This window comes from Brevibacterium sp. FAM 24630 (genome assembly GCF_049804075.1).
Taxonomy (GTDB): domain Bacteria; phylum Actinomycetota; class Actinomycetes; order Actinomycetales; family Brevibacteriaceae; genus Brevibacterium.
Window position 1 is genome coordinate 55,928 of the sequence record NZ_JBNBZD010000016.1, and the last position, 24,339, is coordinate 80,266.

General features: G+C 64.9%; 22 protein-coding genes. 14 read left to right on the forward strand and 8 right to left on the reverse strand.

All coding sequences use genetic code 11. From position 1 onward, the window contains the following. The first annotated feature begins 4 nt into the window (after window positions 1–4). The gene (locus tag ACPUD7_RS12640) at window positions 5–580 is read left to right on the forward strand and encodes a GNAT family N-acetyltransferase (RefSeq protein WP_425120096.1); all 576 of its coding nucleotides are present in this window, start codon (window positions 5–7) and stop codon (window positions 578–580) included. A gap of 206 nt (window positions 581–786) precedes the next feature. Further along, the gene (locus ACPUD7_RS12645; protein ID WP_425120097.1) at window positions 787–2,265 is read left to right on the forward strand and encodes an amino acid permease; all 1,479 of its coding nucleotides are present in this window, start codon (window positions 787–789) and stop codon (window positions 2,263–2,265) included. Here the strand turns inward: ACPUD7_RS12645 and ACPUD7_RS12650 are convergent. Together ACPUD7_RS12650 and ACPUD7_RS12655 are read right to left on the reverse strand one after the other, a co-directional pair. Next, window positions 2,240–2,974: an ABC transporter permease gene (locus ACPUD7_RS12650; protein ID WP_425120098.1), complete on the reverse strand. Its 735-nt coding sequence runs from the start codon at window positions 2,972–2,974 to the stop codon at window positions 2,240–2,242. The genes ACPUD7_RS12645 and ACPUD7_RS12650 overlap by 26 nt on opposite strands. Beyond that, window positions 2,971–3,795 (reverse strand): ABC transporter ATP-binding protein, encoded by an 825-nt coding sequence (locus tag ACPUD7_RS12655; protein ID WP_127365148.1) that lies wholly within the window; start codon window positions 3,793–3,795, stop codon window positions 2,971–2,973. Before ACPUD7_RS12655 ends, ACPUD7_RS12650 begins: the two co-directional genes overlap by 4 nt. Before the next feature lie 269 nt (window positions 3,796–4,064). Here ACPUD7_RS12655 and ACPUD7_RS12660 point away from each other — a divergent pair, with 269 nt between their 5' ends. The 6 genes from ACPUD7_RS12660 (at window position 4,065) to ACPUD7_RS12685 (ending at window position 11,652) form a co-directional block, all read left to right on the forward strand. Beyond that, window positions 4,065–5,363 (forward strand): pyridoxal phosphate-dependent aminotransferase, encoded by a 1,299-nt coding sequence (locus ACPUD7_RS12660; RefSeq protein ID WP_425120099.1) that lies wholly within the window; start codon window positions 4,065–4,067, stop codon window positions 5,361–5,363. 117 nt (window positions 5,364–5,480) lie between these two features. After that, entirely contained in the window at window positions 5,481–7,376 is a 1,896-nt protein-coding gene (locus ACPUD7_RS12665) for a helix-turn-helix domain-containing protein (protein WP_425120100.1), read from the forward strand. Window positions 7,377–7,592: 216 nt separating this feature from the next. Further along, window positions 7,593–8,867, forward strand: a complete 1,275-nt coding sequence (locus ACPUD7_RS12670) for a hydroxymethylglutaryl-CoA reductase, degradative (RefSeq protein WP_425120101.1) — start codon at window positions 7,593–7,595, stop codon at window positions 8,865–8,867. Window positions 8,868–8,869: 2 nt separating this feature from the next. After that, on the forward strand, window positions 8,870–9,799 hold the full coding sequence (locus tag ACPUD7_RS12675) for a hydroxymethylglutaryl-CoA lyase (protein ID WP_425120102.1): 930 nt from the start codon (window positions 8,870–8,872) through the stop codon (window positions 9,797–9,799). 48 nt (window positions 9,800–9,847) lie between these two features. Continuing rightward, complete coding sequence (locus tag ACPUD7_RS12680) at window positions 9,848–10,270, forward strand: hypothetical protein (protein ID WP_135537779.1); 423 nt, start codon at window positions 9,848–9,850, stop codon at window positions 10,268–10,270. Beyond that, entirely contained in the window at window positions 10,267–11,652 is a 1,386-nt protein-coding gene (locus ACPUD7_RS12685) for a tripartite tricarboxylate transporter permease (RefSeq protein ID WP_135537778.1), read from the forward strand. Before ACPUD7_RS12680 ends, ACPUD7_RS12685 begins: the two co-directional genes overlap by 4 nt. Before the next feature lie 45 nt (window positions 11,653–11,697). Here the strand turns inward: ACPUD7_RS12685 and ACPUD7_RS12690 are convergent, their stop codons facing one another. Beyond that, the gene (locus tag ACPUD7_RS12690) at window positions 11,698–12,696 is read right to left on the reverse strand and encodes a LysR family transcriptional regulator (RefSeq protein ID WP_425120103.1); all 999 of its coding nucleotides are present in this window, start codon (window positions 12,694–12,696) and stop codon (window positions 11,698–11,700) included. 142 nt (window positions 12,697–12,838) lie between these two features. Here ACPUD7_RS12690 and ACPUD7_RS12695 point away from each other — a divergent pair, with 142 nt between their 5' ends. Beyond that, entirely contained in the window at window positions 12,839–14,374 is a 1,536-nt protein-coding gene (locus ACPUD7_RS12695) for an aminotransferase class I/II-fold pyridoxal phosphate-dependent enzyme (protein WP_425120104.1), read from the forward strand. Window positions 14,375–14,686: 312 nt separating this feature from the next. Next, window positions 14,687–14,962 (forward strand): hypothetical protein, encoded by a 276-nt coding sequence (locus ACPUD7_RS12700; protein ID WP_135537776.1) that lies wholly within the window; start codon window positions 14,687–14,689, stop codon window positions 14,960–14,962. On the opposite strand, the gene ACPUD7_RS12705 is transcribed toward ACPUD7_RS12700, so the two are convergent. The 3 genes from ACPUD7_RS12705 to ACPUD7_RS12715 all read right to left on the reverse strand — a co-directional run bounded on the left by ACPUD7_RS12705 (window position 14,896) and on the right by ACPUD7_RS12715 (window position 17,291). Next, the gene (locus ACPUD7_RS12705) at window positions 14,896–16,227 is read right to left on the reverse strand and encodes an ISL3 family transposase (RefSeq protein WP_425120105.1); all 1,332 of its coding nucleotides are present in this window, start codon (window positions 16,225–16,227) and stop codon (window positions 14,896–14,898) included. The two genes, ACPUD7_RS12700 and ACPUD7_RS12705, sit on opposite strands and share 67 nt — an antisense overlap. Window positions 16,228–16,437: 210 nt before the next feature. Next, window positions 16,438–16,848, reverse strand: a complete 411-nt coding sequence (locus ACPUD7_RS12710; RefSeq protein ID WP_135537774.1) for a GlcG/HbpS family heme-binding protein — start codon at window positions 16,846–16,848, stop codon at window positions 16,438–16,440. Window positions 16,849–16,979: 131 nt separating this feature from the next. Then, on the reverse strand, window positions 16,980–17,291 hold the full coding sequence (locus ACPUD7_RS12715; protein ID WP_135537773.1) for a putative quinol monooxygenase: 312 nt from the start codon (window positions 17,289–17,291) through the stop codon (window positions 16,980–16,982). Window positions 17,292–17,398: 107 nt separating this feature from the next. Between ACPUD7_RS12715 and ACPUD7_RS12720 the strand changes: the two genes are divergently transcribed. Together ACPUD7_RS12720 and ACPUD7_RS12725 are read left to right on the forward strand one after the other, a co-directional pair. Next, on the forward strand, window positions 17,399–18,340 hold the full coding sequence (locus ACPUD7_RS12720) for a GlxA family transcriptional regulator (RefSeq protein ID WP_135537772.1): 942 nt from the start codon (window positions 17,399–17,401) through the stop codon (window positions 18,338–18,340). Between the two features lie 405 nt (window positions 18,341–18,745). Beyond that, window positions 18,746–20,071, forward strand: coding sequence for an MFS transporter (locus ACPUD7_RS12725; protein ID WP_425120112.1), 1,326 nt, complete (start codon window positions 18,746–18,748; stop codon window positions 20,069–20,071). A gap of 84 nt (window positions 20,072–20,155) precedes the next feature. On the opposite strand, the gene ACPUD7_RS12730 is transcribed toward ACPUD7_RS12725, so the two are convergent. Then, the gene (locus ACPUD7_RS12730) at window positions 20,156–20,833 is read right to left on the reverse strand and encodes a GntR family transcriptional regulator (protein WP_425120107.1); all 678 of its coding nucleotides are present in this window, start codon (window positions 20,831–20,833) and stop codon (window positions 20,156–20,158) included. 163 nt (window positions 20,834–20,996) lie between these two features. Between ACPUD7_RS12730 and ACPUD7_RS12735 the strand changes: the two genes are divergently transcribed. Both ACPUD7_RS12735 and ACPUD7_RS12740 read left to right on the forward strand, forming a co-directional pair. Then, on the forward strand, window positions 20,997–23,093 hold the full coding sequence (locus ACPUD7_RS12735) for an FAD-dependent oxidoreductase (RefSeq protein WP_425120108.1): 2,097 nt from the start codon (window positions 20,997–20,999) through the stop codon (window positions 23,091–23,093). Continuing rightward, entirely contained in the window at window positions 23,090–23,455 is a 366-nt protein-coding gene (locus ACPUD7_RS12740; RefSeq protein ID WP_425120109.1) for a proline racemase family protein, read from the forward strand. Before ACPUD7_RS12735 ends, ACPUD7_RS12740 begins: the two co-directional genes overlap by 4 nt. A gap of 162 nt (window positions 23,456–23,617) precedes the next feature. On the opposite strand, the gene ACPUD7_RS12745 is transcribed toward ACPUD7_RS12740, so the two are convergent. Continuing rightward, window positions 23,618–24,339, reverse strand: a 722-nt coding sequence (locus ACPUD7_RS12745; protein WP_425120110.1) for a transposase, incomplete at its 5' end; no start/stop codon positions are given.

Here is a 24,339-nt window from a genome sequence, read left to right on the forward strand (position 1 = left end):
GCTCATGGACCCGCTGGATCTGCCCCTGACCACCGACCGACTGGTTCTGCGCGCGTATCGCGAGTCCGATGCCAGGACGCACCTTCCCATCTACTCCCGCGAGGATGTCTCCCGGTTCCTCCTCCAGGAGCCTTGGACCGCCGAGGTGGCCGAGACCGAGATCGACAAACGCCTCCCCCGCACGGGGCTCGAGACAGATTCGCGTGCCCTGGCCCTGGTCATCGAGACCGCCGACGGCCTCGATTCGCTCGAGGGGTCACGAGTCATCGGCGATATCGCGATCTGGCTCGCCGACGACAGCGAGGAGAAGGCCGAGGTCGGGTGGGTCCTCGATCCGGCCGCCGCCGGTCACGGCTTCGCCACCGAAGCGGCCATCGCGGTCCTCAACCTCGCCTTCGACCATTACGGTCTCCACCGGGTGTTCGCGCAGATGGATGCCAGAAACACCGCCTCGGCGAAATTGGCTCAGAGGATCGGCATGCGACAGGAAGCGCACCTGCGCAGGGACTGGTGGTCGAAAGGCGAATGGACCGACACCCTCATCTTCGGAATGCTCTCAAGCGATCGGCAGACGGCCTGAGTGCGCCGAGAGCGTCACCTCCGGTCCGAGGACTTCGCCGGCACCGGCTGTCCGACTCGAGTTTCTGAGATCTCTGACTCTTTGCTCCAGGCCGCGTACTCTGCGGCCCTCTCGGTGTGAGAATCTGAGGTGGCCGTGAAGCCTGGCCCGTCGATCGAATGGGCAGGTGGCCACGGGCAGTCGAGAGAAGAGGACAGCAGACACCGATGGCTCCAGCCGACAAGGATCGCAGCGAGGCAGTGCCCACGGATGAACACACCGACGGCGGCAGAGAGAACGTCGGCCTGCGCAGGGGCCTGACTGCCCGCCACATCAGATTCATGGCCCTCGGCTCAGCCATCGGCACGGGGCTCTTCATGGGCTCCTCGGAGTCGATCCAGTCCGCCGGCCCGGCAGTGCTCCTCGCCTACATCATCGGCGGCGCCGCCGTCTTCATGGTGATGCGCGCCCTCGGCGAATTGGTCGTCCGGCACCCCGTCTCGGGCTCCTTCGGCCAGTATGCCTCTCACTATCTTCACCCCTTCGCCGGCTTCCTCGTCGGGTGGACCTTCGCCTTCGAGATGATCCTCGTCGCCGTCTTCGACGCCACAGCGATCGGCGTGTACATGGGGTTCTGGTACCCCGACGTGCCGCGGTGGATCTGGGTGCTGGCCGTCGTCTTCTTCATCGCTGCGATCAACATGATCGGCGTCAAGATCTTCGGTGAGCTGGAATTCTGGTTCGCGCTGATCAAGATCATCGCGATCATCGTCCTCATCGCCGCCGGCGTGGCCATCATCGTCTTCGGCTTCGGCATCGCCGACCACGACCAGATGGGACCGCAGGCACTGGTCGACCATGGCGGTTTCCTCCCGCACGGGTTCTGGGGGCTGCTCTCATCATTCACCATCGTGATGTTCGCCTTCGGCGGCGTCGAGATCATCGGAGTCACCGCCGGTGAGGCGCAGAACCCGAAGCGGGTGATCCCCGCCGCCATCAACTCGGTGCCGGTGCGCATTCTCCTCTTCTACGTGCTCACCCTCGGCGTGATCATGTGCATCCTGCCGTGGGACCAGATCACGTCGGAGACCAGTCCCTTCGTCGCGATCTTCGACTCCGTCGGTTTCACAGCAGCGGCGGCCATCCTCCAGGTCGTTCTCATCACTGCCGCCCTGTCGGCCATCAATGCCGACGTCTTCGGTGCCGGTCGGATGCTCCACGGTCTGGCCGAACAAGGTCAGGCACCGCGATCGTTCGCCCGCACCTCTCGCAACGGCGTGCCCGTGATGACGGTGATCACGATGATCGTCGCACTGCTGGTCGGCGTCGCCCTCAACTACCTCTATCCCGACCAGGCACTGTTCCTGCTCGGAGCACTGGCCACCTTCGCGACGCTGCTGGTGTGGCTGATCATCCTCGCCGCTCACCTGCGGATGAAGCGCGTGATCGCCCAGGAGAACCGCCTGCCCAGCGAATTTCCCATCCCCCTGTGGCCGTTCGGCTCGTGGATCACCGTGGCGTTCATCGTCTTCGTCGTCGTCATGGTCGGCATCGTCCCCGACTCACGTCCGGCCCTCTGGGTCGGCCTGCTGTGGGTGGCTGCGCTGTGGCTGTGCTACCTCGGCTTCATCCGCGGCGAGGGTCGCCGACACTACGAACTCAGCGACCGCACCGAACCGATCACGGCGTCCGACGGCGCAGAGTGAGCGACCCGACGATGATCGCACCGACGATCCAGCAGGCGATGAAGAGCACCCGCAGCCAGATATAGGCATCATCCTCATCGCCGGTCGAAACCGCATTCAGCGCATCGATCGCGTGCGACAGCGGCAGCCAGTCACCGATGGTACCGAGCACCTCGGGCAGCTGGTCGCGCGGGAGGAAGATCCCGCCGAGCAGGATCTGCGGGAAGACGAAGACGGGCATGAACTGCACGACCTGGAACTCCGTGCGGGCGAACGCGCTGGCCAACAGCCCCAATGCCGTCCCCAGCAGAGCATCGGCGATCGCGACGACGAAGAGCAGCCCGACCGAACCTTCGATCTCGAGCCCGCAGATCATGGTCGCATATCCGACGGCCACTGCCGTCTGCACAATGGCGAGCAGACCGAACGCCAGAGTGTAGCCGAGGATGAAGTCACCGCGGCCCAAAGGCATCGACAGAAGCCGTTCAAGGGTTCCGCTGCGGCGTTCGCGCAGGGTCGCGATGCTCGTCACGAGGAACATGACGATGAACGGGAAGAGCGCAAGCATCGCCGGCCCGATCGTTGAGAACACATCGGTCTCGTCGAAGATCCAGGCCACGAGACCGATGAGCAGGCTGGGCACGATGAGCAGCAGAGCGATCGTGCGCGGGTCGTTGCGGATCTGGACGAGGACGCGTCCCGTCGTCGCCAGGGTGCGCAGCGGGTTCATCGCCGCCCTCCCGCCTTCGCGCCATGTCCCCGGCCGGTGCGACCTCGGCCCTCTCGCGAGAGCAGACGAGTGCCGGAACCGCCCCCGCGCCCGGAGGCACCCGGCGCCGATATGTCCTTGCCGATGATGCGGAGGAAGGCGTCCTCCGCCGAGGCGGCCCCCGTGCCGGCGAGCAGATCGTGCGGAGTCGTATCGGCGATGATCGCGCCCTCCCGCATGAGCAGCAGTCGATCGCAGCGCGTCGCCTCGTCCATGACATGACTCGAGACCAGCAGCGTCGTCCCTTCCTCGGCGAGCCTACGGAAGAGCTCCCACAGATCGGCGCGCAGCAGCGGATCGAGTCCCACGGTCGGTTCGTCGAGAACGAGCAGATCCGGAGAACCGAGCATCGCCGCGGCCAGAGACACCCGGTTGGCCTGCCCGCCCGACAGCGTGCGGACGATCTGATCGGCCTGGCCGGTGAGGTCGGTGCGTTCGAGCACGCGATCGACCTCGGATTTCGGCGCTCCCTGCACACGTGCGAAGTAGCGCAGGTTCGCCCGCACACTCAGATCGTCGTAGATGCTGGCCGCCTGAGTCATGTAGCCGACCCGGTGGCGCAGGGCAGCGGACCCGGCCGGACGACCCAGCACATCCACCTTCCCGCCGGAGACGATCTGGACACCGACGATGGCGCGCATGAGCGTCGTCTTCCCGCTGCCGCTGGGTCCGAGGAGCCCGACGATCGCTCCGCGGGGCACGTCGAGGTCAAGGGCGTCGATGACGGTCTTGCGACCGCGGCGGACCGTGAGACTGCGCACCTCGACCGAATTGTTCATCATCTGTTGAATGAGACACCCGGAGCCGTCTGAGGTCAACAGTTCGAACAGTCACTGGTGCCGCACCCGGGGTGCGTTTGGCACAGGGGACACCGGGCCCGAATCCACGATGTGCCCCGGAGTATCGTGAGACCGAGCCCCGAAAGGTCTGCACAACGATCCGCCGGCACCGGCAAAGGTCTGGGAAACGGGCCTCTGTGTGGTCAGAACCGCCTCGGCGAGGGACCTAGCGTGGGTGTAGCAGCAATCGGATGAAAGGTTCCACGATTCACATGTTCAGGCAGTCGTCGAAGTTGGCCAATGTCCTCTATGACATTCGGGGACCCGTTCTCGAAGAGGCCCAGGCGATGGAAGCCGCCGGTCACACGATCCTCAAGCTCAACATCGGCAACCCCGCTCCGTTCGGCTTCGAAGCCCCCGAGGCGATCGTCCAGGACATCTCAGCGAACCTTCCGGTCACGCAGGGCTATTCGGATTCGCGGGGAATCCTCTCCGCCCGCCGCGCTGTCGTCCAGTACTACGAGACCCGCGGCATCCACAATCTCAGCACCGATGAGGTATTCCTCGGCAACGGCGTCAGCGAGCTCATCACTCTGAGCCTGCAGGCTCTGTGCAATCCCGAGGACGAGATCCTCGTGCCCGGACCCGACTACCCGCTGTGGACCGCCTCGGTGGCACTGTCCGGCGGCACACCGGTCCACTACCGGTGCGCCGAGGAGGACGCCTGGCAGCCGGATCTGGCCGACCTCGAATCCCGCATCACCGAACGCACCCGCGGCATCGTCGTCATCAACCCGAACAATCCGACCGGTGCGGTGTACTCGAAGGAGACGCTGAAGAAGATCGCGGACATCGCCCGCCGTCACGGGCTCATGATCTTCGCCGATGAGATCTACGAGAAGATCACCTACGACGGCGTCGAGCTGGTCAACATGGCCACACTGACCGGTGACGATGTGCTGTGCCTGACCTTCTCGGGACTGTCGAAGGCCTACCGAGTCGCAGGGTACCGCTCCGGCTGGCTCGCGATCACCGGACCGCTGGAGGAGGCACACAGCTACCTCGAGGGGATCAAGCTGCTGGCGAATATGCGCATGTGCTCGAACGTGCCGGCCCAGCATGCCATCCAGGCGGCACTGGGCGGGAAGCAGTCGATCGACGATCTCGTCCTGCCGACCGGTCGCCTCGGGGCGCAGATGCAGGTCGCCCACGAAGGGCTCAACTCGATCGACGGGGTCTCGGCTCACCGGGCCGACGGTGCTCTGTATATGTTCGCGAAGCTCGATGTCGAGAAGTTCGGCATCACCGACGATGAGCAGTTCGCCCTCGATCTGCTGCGCGAGCAGAAGATCCTCGTCTCCCACGGCACGGCCTTCAACTGGCCGAAGCCCGACCACTTCCGTCTGGTCACCCTGCCTTCGGTCGAGGTGCTCAGCGAGGCGATCGAACGGCTCGACACGTTCCTGTCCGGTTACCGTCAGGTCGCGAATTCGACGTGTGAGCTGCCGATCGTGCGGGAACGGACGGAAGCCGGTCACTCGATGCGCACGACCTCGGCCGCGGCGGGTTGAGGCCGCGATCAAGCTCAGTCAGCTCTGTCATGGTCACCACCGCCGATCTCGACGCGCTGCGAGTGAACTGAGAGGCACTGAGACAATGAGCCCATGGTGGAGAACACAGGTGGGCGAGTGACCGTTTCCGCAGATTCCGTCTCCGAGGTCATCGGTCGGCTGTCCCGCGGCAATCCCATCGACCGGCGTGCCCTCGAACAGCAGTGCGGTGAGTCGCCTGAGCTCATCGAGGCCCTCGTCGACCTGTCGGCCACGATGACCCGGTGGAAGCAGAAGGACCGCGAACGAGCGGCCCTGCTCGAAAGCGCCTCAGAGCTCATCCGGGTTCGCGACACGACACGGCTGCTCCAGAAGCTCGTCGACCGAGCCCGATCGCTCATCGGATGCGATATCGCCTATCTCTCCCAGTACTATCCGGATACCGATGAGCTGCGCGTCAAGGCCAGTCGAGGAGCCATCTCTTCCCAGCTCACGACCCTGCACGTCCCTCCTGGAATCGGCCTGGCCGGTCGGGTCGTGCGCGACCGGGCCGCCCAGTGGACCTCGAACTACGATGTCACCCAGCTGCCGCACGAGCGACAGGTCGACTCCGCGGTCAGAGCCGAAGGCATGGAGTCGCTCCTCGGGGTGCCGATGGTCGTCGACGGGGAGGTCCTCGGTGCCCTCTTCGCCGCCAACCGCTATGCGCACGAATTCACCACAGATGAGATCACTCTGCTCTCTGCCCTGGCCGACCACGCCTCGGTGGTGCTCAAGACGGCGCGACTCATGGGAGAGCTCGCCGAGGCGGCCCGAAGCTCCGCAGAGGCCGAGGAATCGGCCGCCGCTCAGGCCGCAACGCTGGGACGCCTCGTCGAGGTCGAGGAGCATCTGACTCGACTGGTCCTCCAGGGTCGGGGAGGCTCCGCGGTCACCGACGCCGTGGCCACGATGCTCGGCGCCGAGGTGCTCGTCATCGACAGCGCACGTCTGAAGTCCCCCGACTTCCCCGATCACGAGCACGTCTTCTCCGACGAGGCGAGCTTCTTCGCCGATCTCGAGGCGGACAGGACCGACATCCTCACTGCGCTGGAGACCAGCAGGGAGACCGGGCGCAGCGCCGAGGTGCCGAGAGCCGAGAACCTGCTCGTCGCCTCGGTGGCCTCACATCGACGTCAGCACAGCGGGCTCTTCGTCCGCTTCCACACCGCCCCCGCCGCCGGCGATGCGAACATCGTCGCTCAGGCCGCGCAGTCGCTGGCCCTCATCCACATGAACGCGCAGGCACGGGCCGACGCCGAGAACCGGGTCAGAGGGGAGCTCGCCGTCGATCTCATCGCCGGGACCCGGTCCCTCGACGAGCTCGAGGCCCGTGCTCGGCTCAACGACTTCAGTCTCGCCGGACCGTGGCGGATGATGACGATCCAGGCGGGTCCCGGAGTCGACGAGCACCTCGGTGCACGCTTGGCCCGGATCGAACCGCGCATCCTGCTCACCCAGCGCTCCCCCGGCCTCACCGTCCTCGTTCCCAGCTCTGTCGCGGATTCTCGCCTGTCCCTAAAGCGGCTCAGCGCAGAGCCGGAGGTCCTGGGCGGGTGCCTCGTCGTTGCCTCCGACTCCGACTGCGACCGCTCGCAGCTGGCCGTGGTCGAAGACGAGCTGTGGTCGTGTGTGCGGATCCTCAACTCTCTGGGCATCGACGAGGGGATCCATCCGGCCGCGGACTTCGCTCCCTATACCGCGATGTTCGGCACGGCCCCGGAACAGGTGGGCAGATTCATCGACCGTCTGCTCGGGCCCCTCCGCGATTGGGATCGCAAGCACTCCGCCGAGCTCACCGACACAGTCCGCGTGTACTTCGAGAGCAACGGGAGCATCAGCAGGACCGCTGCCGCACTGTCGGTGCACATCAACACCGTCAAGCAGCGCCTCGAGCGCGTCGATCAGGTCCTCGGCGAGGGGTGGAGAGCCCCGGAGTTCGCTTTCCGTCTGCAAGTGGCGCTGCGTCTGGACCGACTCACACTTCCGAGGTGAGCGGGCTCCGCGCGGCGGGAGGGACTCCACGCGGCGTGAGCGGACTCCACACGATGCGAGCACAGCAGCACCCTGTCCGAAACAGACATGGGCAGTCCTGGATTCGGGCCGAAACGGCCATGGTCACTGTCGCGCTGCGATGCTTGACTGTTCTCTGCGGAGGAACTCCGACCGACAGCCGTTGTCGGCCAATGACGACCTGACTGGAGAAATACGATGGCAGAGAACAGCCGAATTGCCGATTTCCGAAACATGTCGGTCGGCGAACGCAGGACGGCCGTCGCAGACACAACCGGGCTCGACACTGAACTGTTCCAGCAGCTCGATGCGAATTCCTTCGGCCCCGAGGACGCAGCCGATCTCAGTGAGAACATCTTCGGAGTGTTCTCGCTTCCTCTCGGCGTGGCCACCAACTTCACGATCAACGGCACCGACGCGCTCATCCCCATGGCGACCGAAGAGGCATCGGTGATCGCCGCTGCCAGCAATGCTGCACGAATGGCACGCCCCCAGGGCGGCTTCTTCACGAGTTCGAGTGAGCCCATCATGCAGGCGCAGATCCAGCTCATCAATGTGGCGGATCCGCACGCCGCGCGCACCCGAATCCTTGAACGGGAATCGGAGATCATCGACCTGGCCAATGCTCAGGACCCCAAGCTCGTCGAAGTCGGTGGCGGGGTCAAGGGCCTCACGGTTCGTCTCGTCGAAGCACGGACTTCGACCTACGTGCTCGTCCATCTTCTCGTCGATGTGCGAGATGCGATGGGGGCGAATGCTGTGAACACCATGGCCGAAGCGGTTTCCGGCTCCGTCGCAGCCATCGCCGAAGGCGAGGCACTTCTGCGCATCCTCACCAACAAAGCCGACCGTCGACTGTCACGCGCCCGCGCGGTCTTCGACAAGGAGCTGCTCGGCGGTGAAGGCGTCATCGACAACATCCTCCACGCCTACGAACTCGCCGCAGCCGATTCCTATCGTGCCGCCACGCATAACAAGGGCATCATGAACGGCATCTCCGCCGTCGTGCTTGCAACCGGGAACGATACTCGTGCAGTCGAGGCCGGCGCCCATTCCCACGCGGTCGTCGACGGCCGTTACACATCCCTTTCGACCTTCGAGAAGAACGCTGACGGCGACCTGGTCGGGACTCTCGAGATGCCGATGCCCGTTGGGCTCGTCGGAGGAGCCACCAAGGTGCACCCCGCTGCACGCGCGGCTCTGCAGATCGCCGAAGTGTCGACGGCCCAAGAACTCGCCGAGATGATCGTCGCCACCGGTTTGGCTCAGAACCTTGCCGCACTGCGAGTGCTCGCCACCGAAGGAGTTCAGCGCGGACATATGTCGCTGCACGCCAAGAATCTCGCTGCCTCTGCCGGAGCGAACGCCGAAGAAGCCGCGATCATCGTGGATCGGCTCATCGAGGAGAAGGCATTCCGCTTCGACCGGGTCCAGTCCATCCTCGAAGAACTCCGATCGGGTGGTTCGCAGTGACGATGGAGCTTCCACAGCAGATCACCCAATCGGACCTGCCGACCGAAGTCAGCATCTGCGAAGTCAGCCCCCGAGATGGGTTGCAGTCGCAATCACGCATACTCCCTGCAGCGGTCCGTCTCGAGCTGATACAGCGTCTTGCCTGTGCGGGCCTGAAGGTCATCGAAGCCGGAAGCTTCGTTTCTCCTCGAGCCGTTCCCCAGATGGCTGATACTCGATCGGTTCTCGACGGCTTGGATGTGGATTCCGACCTCGCTTTCCCGGTTCTCGTCCCGAACCGGCGGGGTCTCGATGATGCCGTCGCGGCCGGAGCCAAAGATGTCGCAGTCTTCATCAGCGTCACGGATTCGTTCTCGAGAGCCAATCTGGGCGATTCGCTTCAGGTGACCACCGGTCGCAGTCTCGAAACAGCCAGAGCCGCGACTTCCGCAGGTCTTCGCGTGCGGGGGTACCTCTCGATGGTGTTCGGTGATCCCTGGGAAGGGTCGGTCGACCCGGCAGATGTCGCCGCCGCCGCTCGACGGCTGGTCGACGCGGGCTGCTCAACGATCTGCCTGGGCGACACCATCGGGACCGCTACTCCCGGTCATGTGACCGCCGTCCTTGATAGCCTGATCGACGCCGGGATTCCGATCGAACGGGTTGCCGTGCATACCCACAACACCTATGGCCAGGCGCTCGCGAATGTCTACGCCGCGCTCCAGGCCGGAGTACGACAGTTCGATGCATCGGCAGGAGGAATCGGAGGATGTCCATTCGCACGCAGTGCGTCCGGCAATCTCGCCACCGAAGACCTCCTCTGGATGCTCAACGGGCTCGGCATCTCGACCGGAGTCGATATCGAAGCCGTGGCGGCCATCAGTCAGTGGCTGAGCGACGAACTCGGCACCCCGCTCCCATCTGCCACGCCCTCGGCTGTCCTCAGCCGGTAGTCCCACCGTTCACGTTCCCGACAACCGTCGGCCGACAGAAGGCAGGCAATGATGCCGCAATTGCTCGAGGTGTGGAATGACACCGTCGATCCCAAACACCTCACCGGTGGAATAGCCATCGGAGTCGGGATCGCTGTCCCGGCCTACCTGATCGCTGATCAGATCTTTGCTTCCAGAGGTGATGGAACTCTGGGGCACTCGTATGCGCTGCTCGTCGGCATCGTCGGCTGCATCGTCGGTGCAGTGATCGCCGGGTTCCTATTCAAACCGAAGCGCGTGATCACGACTGCCGGCGCCGACACTCGGAATCGCCAGGAGATCATCAACGAGATCGTCGACGAATACGGGGATCTCGGCGACCCACGAGAACTCGGCCCTTCGGTCCAGGAAGAAGTCCGTGCCCTCGGCCTCTTCGACGCTCTTGTCGAAAACCACGAGACGCGAGCTCAGGAGAAGGGCGGGCACAAGTGAGCGCAGAACTCATCGAGCCCATTCTGTGGGCAATCGGGATGGCGGTCCTCGCCGGAGTGCTCTTCACCGGCATCGGGTTGATTTCCGGCACAGATGAAACCGCGATCGTTGCCCCACTGGCGCTGCTGGTGATACTCATCGGCGTTCCTCCGGCCGGCGTCATCGCGTTCTTCCTCGCGGCGATCATCGCCAAACACATCTCCCACGCCGTGCCCACGACGCTGCTCGGCATACCGGGGGATACCACCGCCGTGCCGATGCTGCGCGAAGCTCAACTTCTGCGGTCCCTGGGTGTTCCTCATATCGCATTGCGAAAAGCGATCTCCGGTGGTGTCATCTCGGTTGCGATAGCAGTTCCGCTGTCGATCGTCTTTGCGCTCGTGCTCACCCCCTTCGCCGACGCGATCGGTGCCGCCGCCCCATGGATCTTCATCGCCGCTGCAGTCCTAGTCGCCTACACCTCGAAGGGAAAGCTGGCCGCGGTCGTCGCCCTCATTCCCTTCGTTCTGATCATCGTCGGCCTGCAGGCGTTCATCATGGAGCAGAAGGAAGCGACTTTCACGACTTCGTTCTTCCTCGGCATCGCCACCGGCCCGCTCATCTTCGACCTCCTCTCAGCGCTTTCGCCTGTTGGCCGCCGGGCAATGCGACAGGAGGGAAAGCGGGAGTTCAACCTCGCTCCCGACGTGCGCTCGAGAGACGGCAAGCGTCTGCCCAACCCCTTCAAGACGCTGAGTGGGAAGCAGCTCGCTTACACCAGCGGCTCAGCGGCGATCACCAGTGCCACCTTTGTGTTCTCACCTGTGGCGATGGCCGTGCTCATGGGCGAGATCGTCGGCAGCCGAATCAAGAACGGCTACGAACGTCTGACGACTGTCGTCACTGTCAGGAATGGAACTACGGAGTCGACCTACATCGCGGAGACCCTCATTCCGCTCATCGCAATCGGTCTGCCGCTTTCGCCGATGGCCGCCGGTCCGGCTGCGCCGCTGTTCAACGCTCCGCCGGTGTACACGCTCGACGCCGAGACGGGAGAGACGAACAATCTCCACGACCTGCTCACGACCGGGCAGTTCGCACTCTTCGCCGTGATCGCGGCGATCATCGCCATCGTCATCGCCTACCCCTTCGTCATGACAAACGCCCACCGGGCAGCGACCTGGGTGATGCGATCCGTCTCCCACGAGGCGATCATCGCCGGCTTCGCCTCGCTCATCTGCGTCATCTGCCTTTATGAGGGCGGACTGCTGGCCCTGGGAGTGACGCTCACGGTCGGACTCGTCGGGGGCCTGTTCAACCGATTCATCGGCATGCACGCAGGAGTCCAATTCATGGGCTACTACGTCGCCGCCCTCACCGTGCCCGCCCTGCTGGCGCTGTGAAGACCGTGCCTTCCTCTCCTTCCCTCACCGAGGCGGGTCCACCGGTCACCGATATTGGGCGGTGACCCGACGAATGACGGCGACCACCTCGGCGATGGCGGAATCGTGAGCGGCGACGATCGGATCACGGCGGGATGTCGTCCGCGGTTGGGCGGCCCGGGACACGAGAAGCACGTCGCGACGGCAGGCGCTCAGGGGCATCGGGATGATCTCGATGTCCGGGTCGGTCGAGAGTGAGGATTCGGGGATCATCGCCACCGCCAGTCCGGCTGAGATCATCCGATTGATGGCCGCATAGTCGTCCATGCGCATCCCCACCCGGGGTTCGAACCCGGCAGCGACGCAGAAGGAGCGGACCACCTCGTCGATGGCGTCACCCGGGTCGATGCTGAAGGCCCAGGTCTGGGACACCAAGGCCGTGAGATCGGGCAGACCGTTGTCATCGACGGCGATGGCACCGATGGATTTCGGCACGCACAGGCTCAGCTGCTCTGAATAGAGGGGACGGGCGGAGAGTGATACGGGGATCCACGTTTTGTCGATGTCGGTGGAGACAAGCAGCGCGAGGTCGAGGTCACCGGCCTCGAGCCGCGAGACGAGTTCCGCGTGTTCGTCCATCGTCACGTCCAGGGCCGCGGTCGGAGCCTCGGGGTGAGTGCCCTGGGCCTCTCCGTCGGCTCCGGCCACCGCCTCGTCGCGGGTCTGCCAACGAGGCCGTTTCTGCAGGTCATGGTAGAGCGGCGGGATCAGCCTGGCGCCGACTGTGGGCACCGCCCCGATCTTGACCGGCACTGCTTGGGACTCCCTCCACAGGGCCACTTCGGTGCCGAGGCGATCGCACAGTCCGAGGATCTCCGTCGCCCGCGCCACGACGAGGCTGCCCACTGCGGTCGGATGCGAACCGCGGGGACTGCGCACGATGAGCGTCGATCCCAACGTCCGCTCGAGATTGCGCAGGTGATGGTTGACCGTCGGTTGGCTCCAGGCCAGGGCAGCGGCCGCAGCCGCCACTGAGCCGGAATCGGCGATGGCACGGAGAGCCACGAGTCCTCTTGTATCCAGTGGATCCATCATTCTCCCGCAAACAGCTCAATAGTGTGTATAGAGCAGTTTAGGAAAGTTGCTATTCTCCCGGCAAGGGTCGGCTTCCTACTCTGGGACTATGACCGTCCAACATGATTCCCCCATGTCCCCAGCTCCGGAAGCGCCGTCGACCCCCATCGGCCCAGCGAACCCGGAACAGGCCCGCGCGCCCTACGCCGAGGCCCTGGCACAGGCAGCGAATCGCGATTCGCTGTTCCTGTCCACCCCCGGACACGGTGGCACCCGAACGGGAATCTCTGCCGGTCAAGCCGAATTCTTCGGCGAGCACACCCTCTCCCTGGACATCCCCCCACTCTTCGACGGCATCGACCTCGGTGCCGACACCCCGAAGGACGAAGCTCTCGCCCTGGCTGCCGAGGCCTGGGGCGCCAAGCGCACCTGGTTCCTCACCAACGGCTCCTCGCAGGGCAACCGGATGGCCGCACTGGCCATCGGCACCCTCGGCCGCGGAGTCATCACCCAGCGCAGTGCGCATTCGAGCTTCATCGACGGCATCGTGCTGGCCGGCCTCAATCCCGGTTTCGTCTACCCCAATGTCGACGAGGTCAACGGCATCGCCCATGGCGTGACCCCCGATTCGCTGCGCCGGGCGATCCGCAACCACCCCGATGAGGTCAGCGCCGTCTACCTCGTGACCCCGAGCTACTTCGGTGCCGTGGCCGATGTCGAATCCCTCGCCGAGGTGGCCCATGAAGCCGGTGCCGCACTCATCGTCGATGCCGCGTGGGGCGCCCACTTCGGGTTCCACCCGGACCTGCCGGCGTCCCCGGTGACCCTTGGTGCCGACATCGTCATCATGAGCACTCACAAGCTCGCCGGTTCACTCACCCAATCCGCGCTCCTTCACCTCGGCGACACCGAATTCGCCGATCGGCTCGAACCGGCGCTGGCTCGAGCGTTCATGATGACCGCTTCGACGAGCGAGAACGCGCATCTGATGGCCTCGATCGACTTGGCGCGCCGTGAGCTCATGACCTCGACCGAGGCGATCACGGAGTCGCTGGAGAACATCCGCCACATCCGCGCGCAGATCGAGGCGACCGACCGCTATCACCTGCTGTCCGGCGAGTTCCTCGGCCACCCCGACGTGGTCGACATCGACCCGTTCCGCCTGCCCATCGACATCACCGCCACCGGCCTCGACGGACACACCGTCCGCAAACGCCTGGCCGAAGAGTTCGACATCTTCCCCGAGATGTCGACAGCGACCACTCTCGTCGCTCTCATCGGCATCGGCAAGTCCCCGAACATCGACCGCCTCATCGATGCCCTGGAGACACTGCGCATCGAAACCGCGGACGCCGGCACGGCTGTCGGCGACGGACGAGTCTCCGTGCGCACGGCACTGCCTCCGCTGCCGACAGCCGGCCGGTTGGCGATGACGCCGCGTGAAGCATTCTTCGCTGACTCCGAACTCGTCTCAGCCGCCGAAGCCGTCGGACGGGTGAGTGTGAGTTCGCTGGCTGCCTATCCTCCCGGCATTCCGAATGTCCTGCCCGGCGAGGAGATCACCGTCGAGACCATCGGCTTCCTCCAGGCCGTGGCAGCGAGCCCCTCCGGTCACGTCCGCGGTGCCGTCGACCCCGGCCTCGAGACCTATCGCGTCATCAGGAACTGATCTGCGCGCAGTCACCGTCCGCACCGAGCTCGTCGGCCTCAGCCGACAACGCCACTGGACAATTGACCCTGCGAATTAAGTTATATCTTTTTTGCGTATTTTCTGGACCACTGAACAGATTTCAACGAAGACTTCTGCCATCGGACACATCTGCCGTGAACTGTGTCACAATTTTTATTGACATGCCTTTCGTGCCGCGTAAGGATGTTCTGCATTGTCGAAATCCGACAGCAACTGCCGCGCAGAGTTCGCACCATTCCGGCGACTCGGCCCTGCAACTTGCCTAGCAGCAGCTGAAACGAGGAACCTCTGATGCCAGAAGGCCACGACAGATTCGCGCAGAAGGACAAGAAGCCGTCGCGCAAGGAACGGCGTGCAATCAAGAAGCAGAGACGGTTCGAAGCCGATGACTGCATCGTCGTCGAAACCAAATCGATCCGCACCGCCATCGGCGGGACCACGGTCGGCAACTTCATGGAATGGTTCGACTTCGGCGTCTACGGCTACCTCGCTTTGACGGCTCATCCGATTCCAGGGTGTAGTCGCGGTCTGAAGCCGCCGGTCTCGAGCAGGGACCTGGCGATGTAGTTGGTGAGGTTGCGGAACCCGAGGGCTGAGCCGCGGAGGTGTTCGAGCCGGCCGTTGATCGCCTCCGTAGGCCCGTTGCTGGTGCCGGGGCGGTCGAAGTAGGCCAGCACGTCGGCGGCCCGCTTCTTCAACGTCCGGCCCAGCGTGATGACCTCGATCAGCGCGGCCGGGACGCCGTCGCTGACCGACTCGATCAGCTTGGTCATGAGCTCGCGGCCCTGGCGTCGGTCCTCGTGGCGGTAGGCCGCGATCATCCGCTGATAGATCCCCCAGGTCGCCTCGACCTGCACGCGCTCATCACCGGCGAACAGTGCCCGTAGTCGGCTGGCCTGCTTGTCAGTGAGCAGCCCAGCACCGGTGTGCAGCGTTCGCCGTGCGGAGTAGAGCGGGTCACCCTTGTGGCCGCGGTGACCGTGGATGGCCTGCTGGACCCGGCGTCGACACCGGTCCAACGCGTCGCCGGCCAACCGGACCACGTGGAAGGGATCCATGACCGCGACAGCGTCGGGGAGCTCCTCGGTGGTGGCGGTCTTGAAGCCGCTGAACCCGTCCATCGCGACGACTTCCACGCCGTCACGCCAGGTGTCGCTCCGGGTGGCGAGCCAGGTCTTGAACACCTGCTTCGAGCGACCCTCGACCATGTCTAGGAGCCGTGCCGGGCCGGTGCCATCACGGATCGGGGTGAGGTCGATGATCACGGTGACGTACTTGTCGCCACGCCTGGTGTGGCGCCACACGTGTTCATCGACGCCAACGACTCGGACACCCTCGAACCGTGCCGGGTCGTCGATCAGGACCCGCTTGCCCTCGGCCACGACGGCGTCGTTAGCGGTGTCCCAGGCAACCCCGAGACCCTCGGCGACCCGGGCGACGGTGAGGTGAGCGATCACGATCCCCTCAAGTGCCCACCGCAGCCCGCGACGCGAGAGCTTCGCCCGAGGTTCGGCCGCCCGGGAGGTGTCTTGGCGCCACACGTGCCCGCAGCCAGCGCATCGGTAGCGGCGGATGGTGAGCAGCAGCGTGGTAGGTCGCCAGCCGAGTGGTTCGTGGGCCAGCTGCCTGGTGACCGTGTCCCGCGGGGTTCCTTCGCAGCCGCATCGGCGGCACCACTGGTCGGCTTCGGCGACCCGGCACGCGACGACCGCACGGTCGGACTCGAGGCGTTGGCCGGTGACGACGAGGCCGAGCTCGTCGAGTCGGCAGAAGGTGGTCAGATCTGGGTGGGCGAACGCGCGTGAGCGGTCGCCGGCGGTAGCGTCGGGCACGTCGAGGTCTTTCAGGATGAGCGTGTAGGAGCCTTCATCCTCGGGAGACCTCGACGTCTATCCCGGGACCGCCACGCCAACGCCTGCTACACCCACAACCGGGATGAGCCCCTATGGCGCTTCACAACCGTGGTACACGAGAGCACGCATGGTGCGGCTCCTTCGGTGGGTGGGCTGCCGGCCGGGGGCCGGGTTCGGTGCGGGTCGGTCTCAGAAGGCGCTGGCGGCGGCTTCGGCGACGGCCTGGTCTTGGTCACCGGTTCCTCCGCTGACGCCGACGGCGCCGACGACCTGGCCGTCGCGCTCGAGCGGGATGCCACCGGCGAAGATCATCACCCGACCGTCGTTGGAGGCGTGGATGCCGTAGAACTGCTCACCGGGTTGGGCGAGGTCGCCGAGGTCTTTGGTGGCTGTGTCGAACGCGCGGGCCGTGAAGGCTTTGTTGATCGAGATGTCGATGCTGCCCAGCCACGCTCCGTCCATCCGTACGTGAGCGACGAGATTGCCGCCGGCATCGACGACGGCGATGTTACTGGGCTGACCCTGCGTGCTGGATTCAGCTTCTGCTGCCGCGATGACACGTTTGGCGTCGTCCAACGACAATGTAGGAATTGATAGCATCAATTGCTCCTTCGAATGTGGCGTGCGCTTTGTGGCTCGAGCCGCTCCAGAGCCGCCCGTTGGTTTGCCTGTTGAGTTTGTGACCGACAGCGCTCGTGTTGTGGTTCGCGTTGCGAACGTGTGTGAGCGGACTACGGGAGCTTGGACGCGAGGACGTCGGCCGGCAGGATCTCGGGTGCTGCGCTGAGGAGGTGCTGGTTGGCCGTCAGGGCTGCGACGATGGCGCCGTTGGCGTGGGCGTCGCGAGCGGCCTCGTCGTGGAATGCATCGAAGATCCAGAAGGTGTCGGCGTGGGTCCTGACCGCGAACCAGACAATCGTTCCTACTTCTTCGTTGGCGAGTGCGACAGCGCCGGCGAGCAGATCGGCGAGCGCGTCGTGCTGTCCATCGGCCGCGACGATCTTGGCGACGAAGGCATACGGAAGTGATGCGGGTGTTGACATGAGGGACTCTCCTTGAAGTCGTGATTCTTCGTGTGACGAGTTCAGCGTATGACGAGCGAGGGCCGGTGGGTAGTGGCGTATACGGCAGTATTGCTATTGTTTACGTCATGCGTATCGGACTGATCGCGATCGACGGCTGCTTCGGTTCGGCTATCGCGTCGATCATCGACATCGTGCGGGTAGCCGACGGAGCCCGCGGTGATGTCGACCCGCGGATCGACCCGATCGAACTCGCCATCCTCGGACCGAAACGGCGAGTGACCACGACGGCATCGATGACCCTGTCGGTGGACCACCCGCTGTCGGAGTCCGCAGAGTTCGACGTGGTCGTCGTCCCTGCGCTTGGAACCCTTACGGCCGCCGCTACCAACGACGCCCTCCAGAGCCGAGATGCTCGTTCGGTCATCGCCTCGCTCGGGCGCCTCGACGAGGCGACCACCCGGATCGCCGCGGCGTGCACCGGCGTGTTCGCTGTCGCCGAGACCGGACGGATGCATCATCGGCGGGCGACGACCAGCTGGTTCCTGGGGCCGGAGTTCCTGAAGCGCTATCCGAGCGTCGCCCTCGATCTCGACACCATGGTCGTGGTCGACGGGAACCTCGTCACCGCCGGCGCCGCGTTCGCCCACATCGACCTCGCGCTCTCACTCGTGCGATCGATCAGCCCCGACCTGGCCCAACATGTCGCCAAGCTCCTCATCATCGACGAGCGTCCGTCGCAGGCGGCCTTCGTCGCCTACGAAAATCTCCGGCACGAGGACTCGATCGTCGTCGAGTTCGAACGCTTCGTGCGCGCCCGACTGGACGAACCGTTCAACGTCGCCTTCGTCGCGCAGTCGCTCGGCACCAGCCGGCGCACCCTCGAACGACGAGTCCGTGCGGCGCTCAACCTCACTCCGCTCGGGTTCGTCCAACGGCTTCGCATCGAACGAGCTCGGCACCTCTCAGCAACCACGGATCTCACCTCCGCCGAGATCGCGCTACGGGTCGGCTACGCGAACGCCGAGACTCTGCGCTCCCTCCTGCGTAGGGAGCGACGCCGTTCCTGACCTATCGCCATGCCTGTAGCCGGTGTGCTAGTGCTCGACTGGAACCACCTCTCAGCACGTCGCGTCGACGCTACTGCGTCGCCCCTGGACGACCCACTCGACACGCCCGCAGCACAGGCCATGTGACGTGTCCCGGCTTCCCGGACGGTCGGGGTCGGGTGGCTGTGATGTGTCGCTGCGTTCTCGTCGAGGGGGTCAGCAGACTCGATCAGGGTCGATTGGGATGAGACGCGAAGGCGGTCAGGTCAGGGCGGCCGAAGCCGGCCGGCGGGGTAGCGTCGGTCACGTCGAGGTCTTTCGGATGGATGGCGTAGGAACCTCCATCGTCGGGAGACCTCGACGTCTATCTGCGGACCGACGCGCCCGGCCGACCTACACCCTCATCTGGGAAGAGCCGCTTTGACTATGAGGACCGTCTTCACCGAAGGCATGGACGAGCAGATGGGCCTGCTCGTCACTTTGTTCGGCTTCGCGGTCTCGTTCCTCGTTCGTCCTCTTGGCGGCATGGTGCTCGGACCACTCGGCGACAAGATCGGTCGCCAGAAGGTCCTCTTCTTCACGATGGCCACGATGGCCACCGCCACGGCACTGATCGGCGCGCTGCCCACCGCGGCCCAGGTCGGTCTATGGGTCATCATCCCGCTCTACCTGCTCAAGATGATCCAGGGCTTCTCCACCGGCGGCGAATACGCCGGTGCCACCACCTACGTCTCCGAGTTCGCCCCGGACAAGTCTCGCGGCTACTGGGCGTCGTGGCTCGATGTCGGCTCCTACCTCGGATTCGCCGCCGGCGCCGGCACCGTGGCCATCACGACCGTCGTCACCACGTCCATCAACGGCGAGAACGCCATGCTCGACGGCGGCTGGAGGATCCCGTTCCTCATCGCCATCCCGCTCGGCGCCGTCGCCATCTGGTTCCGCCTGAAGATCCCCGAGACCCCAAGCTTCGAGTCGAGCGAAGAAGCCGGCCGCGACATCAAGGTCAAGGACGACAAGTACGCACGCCACGGGCTCATCGGCGTCGTTCGCCACTTCTGGAAAGAGATCCTCATCGGCATCGCCGTCGTCGCAGGATCGCAGACTGTCGGCTATGCGCTCACGAGCTTCATGCCCACCTACCTGGAAGAGACCGTCAAGGTCTCGAACGTCCAGGCCGCTGCGGCCACGATCCCGGTCCTTGTCGTCATGTCTGCCTGCCTGCCGCTCATCGGCAAGCTCTCAGACAGACTGGGACGCAAGTTCGTCTTCATGGCGGCCGCGATCATGACGATCATCCTCATCATTCCCGCCTTCGCCGTCATGCAGATCGGTGAGATGTGGGCGGTGATGGTGGCTCTGTTCATGGTCGCCCTGCCCGCCGGGTTCTACATCGCCTGCCTGGCCTCGACACTGCCGGCTCTGTTCCCGACCGCATCTCGCTACGGTGCGATGGGCCTGACGTTCAACATCGGCGTCTCCCTGTTCGGCGGCACCACGCCGCTGGTCGCCCAGGCGCTCATCGACGTCACCGGCAACTCCTACATGCCCGCGTTCTACATCCTGTTCTTCTCGGTCGTCGCGCTCGTCGCCGTGCTCCTCATGAAGGAATCCGCGCACAAACCGCTGCCGGGATCGTTCCCGACCGTATCCACCCACGAAGAGGCCGAAGAGCTGGCTCGGACCCAGTCGGAGAACCCGGACATGGACATCGAGGCGATGCCGATCGTCGACATCGACAAGGCCCCTGCCTGATAGAGATCCACACGCGATCGGGTACTCGATCTGATCACAGACAGCGACACCGGGCCGTCCCGACAGGGGCGGCCCGGTGTCGCCTTATTCCCGTGCCGATTCCACCTGACACGGCGAGGTAGAGTCCGGATGAGCGGGGAAGCGCTTGAAGAAGTAGAGGTTCGACGTCACGAGTTCGGCCGCCGCGGCGGGATCGCCCGCCTCGATGAGGTCGACGATCCTCGGCAGCTCACGGGCGGAGTCGACGGCAATGGTCCCGATCTGGTCCTGGTGTCGGTAGAGGCGCGACTGATCACGCAGTCGCAGGCTGATCGCGGCTGCGCGCGCACCGAGCCCGTATTCGAGCAGAGCTTCGTGGAATCGGCGATCTTGGGTGTAGAACTCGGCGATCTCACCGCTCTCGGCCGCCGTCACGGTCGCCTCGGCAAGTTCGCGCAGACGGTTGACCGCGCCGGCTTTCGCCGTTGATTCGGCGAGCTCGCGGGCGGCCGGAACAGCGAGGAGGACACGGATGCGGATGATCTCCTCAAGGTCCGCCTCGGTGACGGGGACGAGACGGAAGCCCCGATTGGGCACAGCCTCGACCGTTCCTTCGGTCACGAGCGCCATCATCGCCTCACGAACGGGACTGAGAGAGATGCCGAGCTGCTTGGCCAGCCGGGCGGCCGAATAGATCCGGTCTTCGGCGAGCTCACCGGAGATGATGGCATCGCGAATGATCGCCAGCGCCTGCTCGCGCAGCGACTCGGTCTGCGGTCTCATTCGCTCCATCACGTTTCCCTCCCTCACCTCACTGTGCACAATCGGCTTCCATCGGCTATTGACAGCATAACCGCGAGATCGCACGATAGAGGCATGTAATCGGTAACCGATTACCCAGTGTCGCTCCCCTGTCGGAGCCGTTCCTGCAACGAAGGAGGAACCCATGACCGCCGATCCCCAGCTCGGCACGTCCGCCGATCCGCTGCTCCAGCCCTTCGACCTCGGAGACCTGACCCTGCGCAACCGCATCGTCTCGACCTCGCATGAGCCCGCTTACACCGAGCTGGGCATGCCGAAGGACCGTTACCGGCTCTATCACCGGGAGAAGGCTCGCGGCGGAGTCGGGCTGACGATGATCGGCGGCTCGGCCGTCGTGTCCAAGGATTCCCCGGCCGCCTTCGGCAACATCGATCTGTCCACCGACGAGGTGGTGCCCTGGCTCTCAGCGATCGCCGAAGACTGCCACGACGAGGGCGCAGCGGTCATGATTCAGACGACCCACCTGGGGCATCGCTCTTCGAACTTTGCGGGTGACTGGCTGCCCCTGGTTTCGACTTCGCGAACGAAAGAGGCAGCGCACCGTTCGTTCACGAAGGCCATGGAAGACTTCGACATGGATCGCATCGTCGCCGACTTCGCCGCCGCGGCCGCCCGCGTCGCCGCCGCCGGTCTCGACGGCCTCGAGGTCATGCACGCCGGGCACCTGCTCGACGCGTTCCTCGCTCCGTGGCTCAACGACCGCGACGACGAGTACTCCGGTGAACTCGAGAACCTGATGCGGTTCCCGCTGCGCGTCATCGACGCGGTCCGGGCGGCCGTGCCCGAAGATTTCCAGGTCGGCATCCGCATGGCCGTCGACGAACGCCGCGACGATGGCATGGACGAGGCCCGGGCCACCGAGGTCCTCCAGACCTACACCGCCCACGGCATCGACTTCCTCAGCCTCAACGTCGGGCTGATCAGCTCCGACCGGGAACTCGCCGAGGCAATCCCGGGCATGGGCACACCCGCGGCACCGTGGCTCGACACCTGCCGCCGCATCCGGGCCGCGATCGACATCCCGGTCCTCCACGCCGCCCGCATCGCCGATGCCGCGACCGCCCGGTTCGCCCTCGAGGACGGGTGCCTCGACCTCGTCGGGATGACCCGCGCGCAGCTGGCCGATCCGCATCTCGCACGCAAGATCGCCGAGGGGCGGGAGGACGACATCCGCCCCTGCGTGGGCGCGAACATGTGCCTCGACTCGATCTACACCTCAGGCTCGGCGACCTGCATCCATAATCCCGCCACCGGTCGCGAAGCCGAACTGCCGCAAGAGGTCCCCCACGACGCTGAGGCGGCTCCGAAGCACGTCGTCATCCTCGGTGCCGGCCCGGCCGGGCTCGAAGCCGCCCGTGTCGCTGCCGTCCGCGGGCACCGGGTGACGCTGCTCGAGGCCGATGACGCACCCGGCGGGCAGGTGCGCATCGCCGCTCGTTCGCAGCGACGCCGCGACCTCATCGGCATCATCGACTGGCGCGTCCAACAGTGCAAGAAGCACGGGGTCGATCTGCGGCTGAACACCTTCGCCGAGGCGGACGACATCCTCGCGCTCGACCCCGACGTCATCATCGTCGCCACCGGAGGGGTCCCTGACGCCGGGTATCCCTTCCGTGAGCAGGGCCCAAGCTTCGACGTCTGGGATGTCATGGACGACCGGCTCAAATCGAAGCAGCGGGTGCTCGTCTTCGACGACCACGGGTTCTACCCTGCCCTCGACGCCGTCGAACGATTGGCTCGGGGAGGTCAGCAGGTCACCTACGTCAGCCCCGAACGCACGATCGGCATCGATGTGGGGTCGATGAACTCCCCCGCCTATCTTCAGGTGTTCTCCGAATTCGGAGTCGAGGTCCGCCTCGGCGAGCGCCTGACGGAGAAACCGCGGATCGAGGGAAAGGAGATCGTGGCGAGGCTGCGCAACGACTATTCGGATCGGGAGACCGAAGTCATCACCGATGCCGTGGTCGTCGATTTCGGGACGACACCGAACGATGAGGTCTACTTCGAGCTCAAATCGCAGTCGTCGAATCACGGGGCGACGGACCTTGAGGCGTGGGTGCGGGGACAGCCGCAGCCGGATTCCGGCGTCGACCCGCAGAGCACATCCACCGGCTCCGAGGCGGGGCCGAAGTTCGCGCTCTACCGGATCGGTGACGCCGTCGCCTCCCGCAATGTGCATGCGGCGGTGCTGGAAGGGCTGAGAGTGGGAATGGGGCTGTGAGTGGCCCAGTGACGACGATCTGCACAAGCATCGATTTCCATACTGCCGGCGAACCGTTCCGGATCGTCGCCGAACCTCCGGTCGACATTCCAGGCGCGAGCGTGGCGCAGCGGCGAGAGCTGGCGGTGCCGGGCTCGGAGGTCGATGATCTGCGCAGGCTGCTGTGTTTCGAACCTCGCGGGCATGCGGACATGTACGGCGGCTTCATCACCGCCCCCGATGATGACGGTGCCGATTTCGGGGTGCTGTTCTGGCACAAGGACGGGTTCTCCACGGCCTGCGGCCACGGGACGATGGCGCTCGGGGCGTGGGCGGTGTCGTCTGGGCTCGTTGCGGTCAATCCGTCCGGGACTACGCCTTGATCCACCGATTCGGTTGATTCTTGGCCGTTCGTTCGGGTTCGAGTGCGAACATGACGTGAGGGCAGGAAGTAGTGTCCCGGTCTCTCACCGGTCTCTTCCACAAATGTTTCCCAAGGTCTCCTCCAGACCCTGCGGCCTCGTGCTCGAGCAGGAGCGGATCGGTCAGGACAATACTGTCCTTGGTGGGCTCAACGCTGCTTGCCAGAGTCGTGCGAAGTCCGTCGCCCACGGCCACTTCGTGGGCAGGTGCAGGATCAGCTTCCTGGCCCGGTGAGCAATCCGGGCCGGGATGCTGATGATGCGTGTGCGCAACGTCTGGGCGCGTACTTTGCTCATCCGCCCGCCGATGATCCCGGCAGCCGCCCGTAACAGGTTGTGCGTGATCGCTGCGATCGTGAGCCAGGCGGCGTTGGCGTTGAACACTCCGGAGGGCATATGCGCCAGGGCACCATTTTTCAGTTCCGCATTGATCTGCTCGATGATCGCGTGCTTGCGGTGCACTTGATCAGCAACAACGGTGTCGAAACGATCCTGATCGATGGTGGTGAAGAACGCGTGGTACCGGTACAAGTCGAACAAGGGATCCTGTCCGGCAGTGCGTTTGGTCTCGTTGAGCTCCGGGATGCGGCGGACGACCAAGCGTCCGGGGGCGTGCAGGGACTTCTTCTTCGAGGTGAATGCGGTGAACGGGACCTCGGCGACTTCAGCCTTGCTGATCCAGGCCCTGGAGTCTTCGTCGTAGATTGCTTCAGGGTATTCGATGCCAGTCCATGCGTCGTCGCTGATCGTTCCGATCGCTGCTTTGACCTTCTTATCCATACGCACGGTGATCGACACATGAGCCCCGGCATCGTGGGCGGCTTTGGCCACTTTTGAGGAGTAGT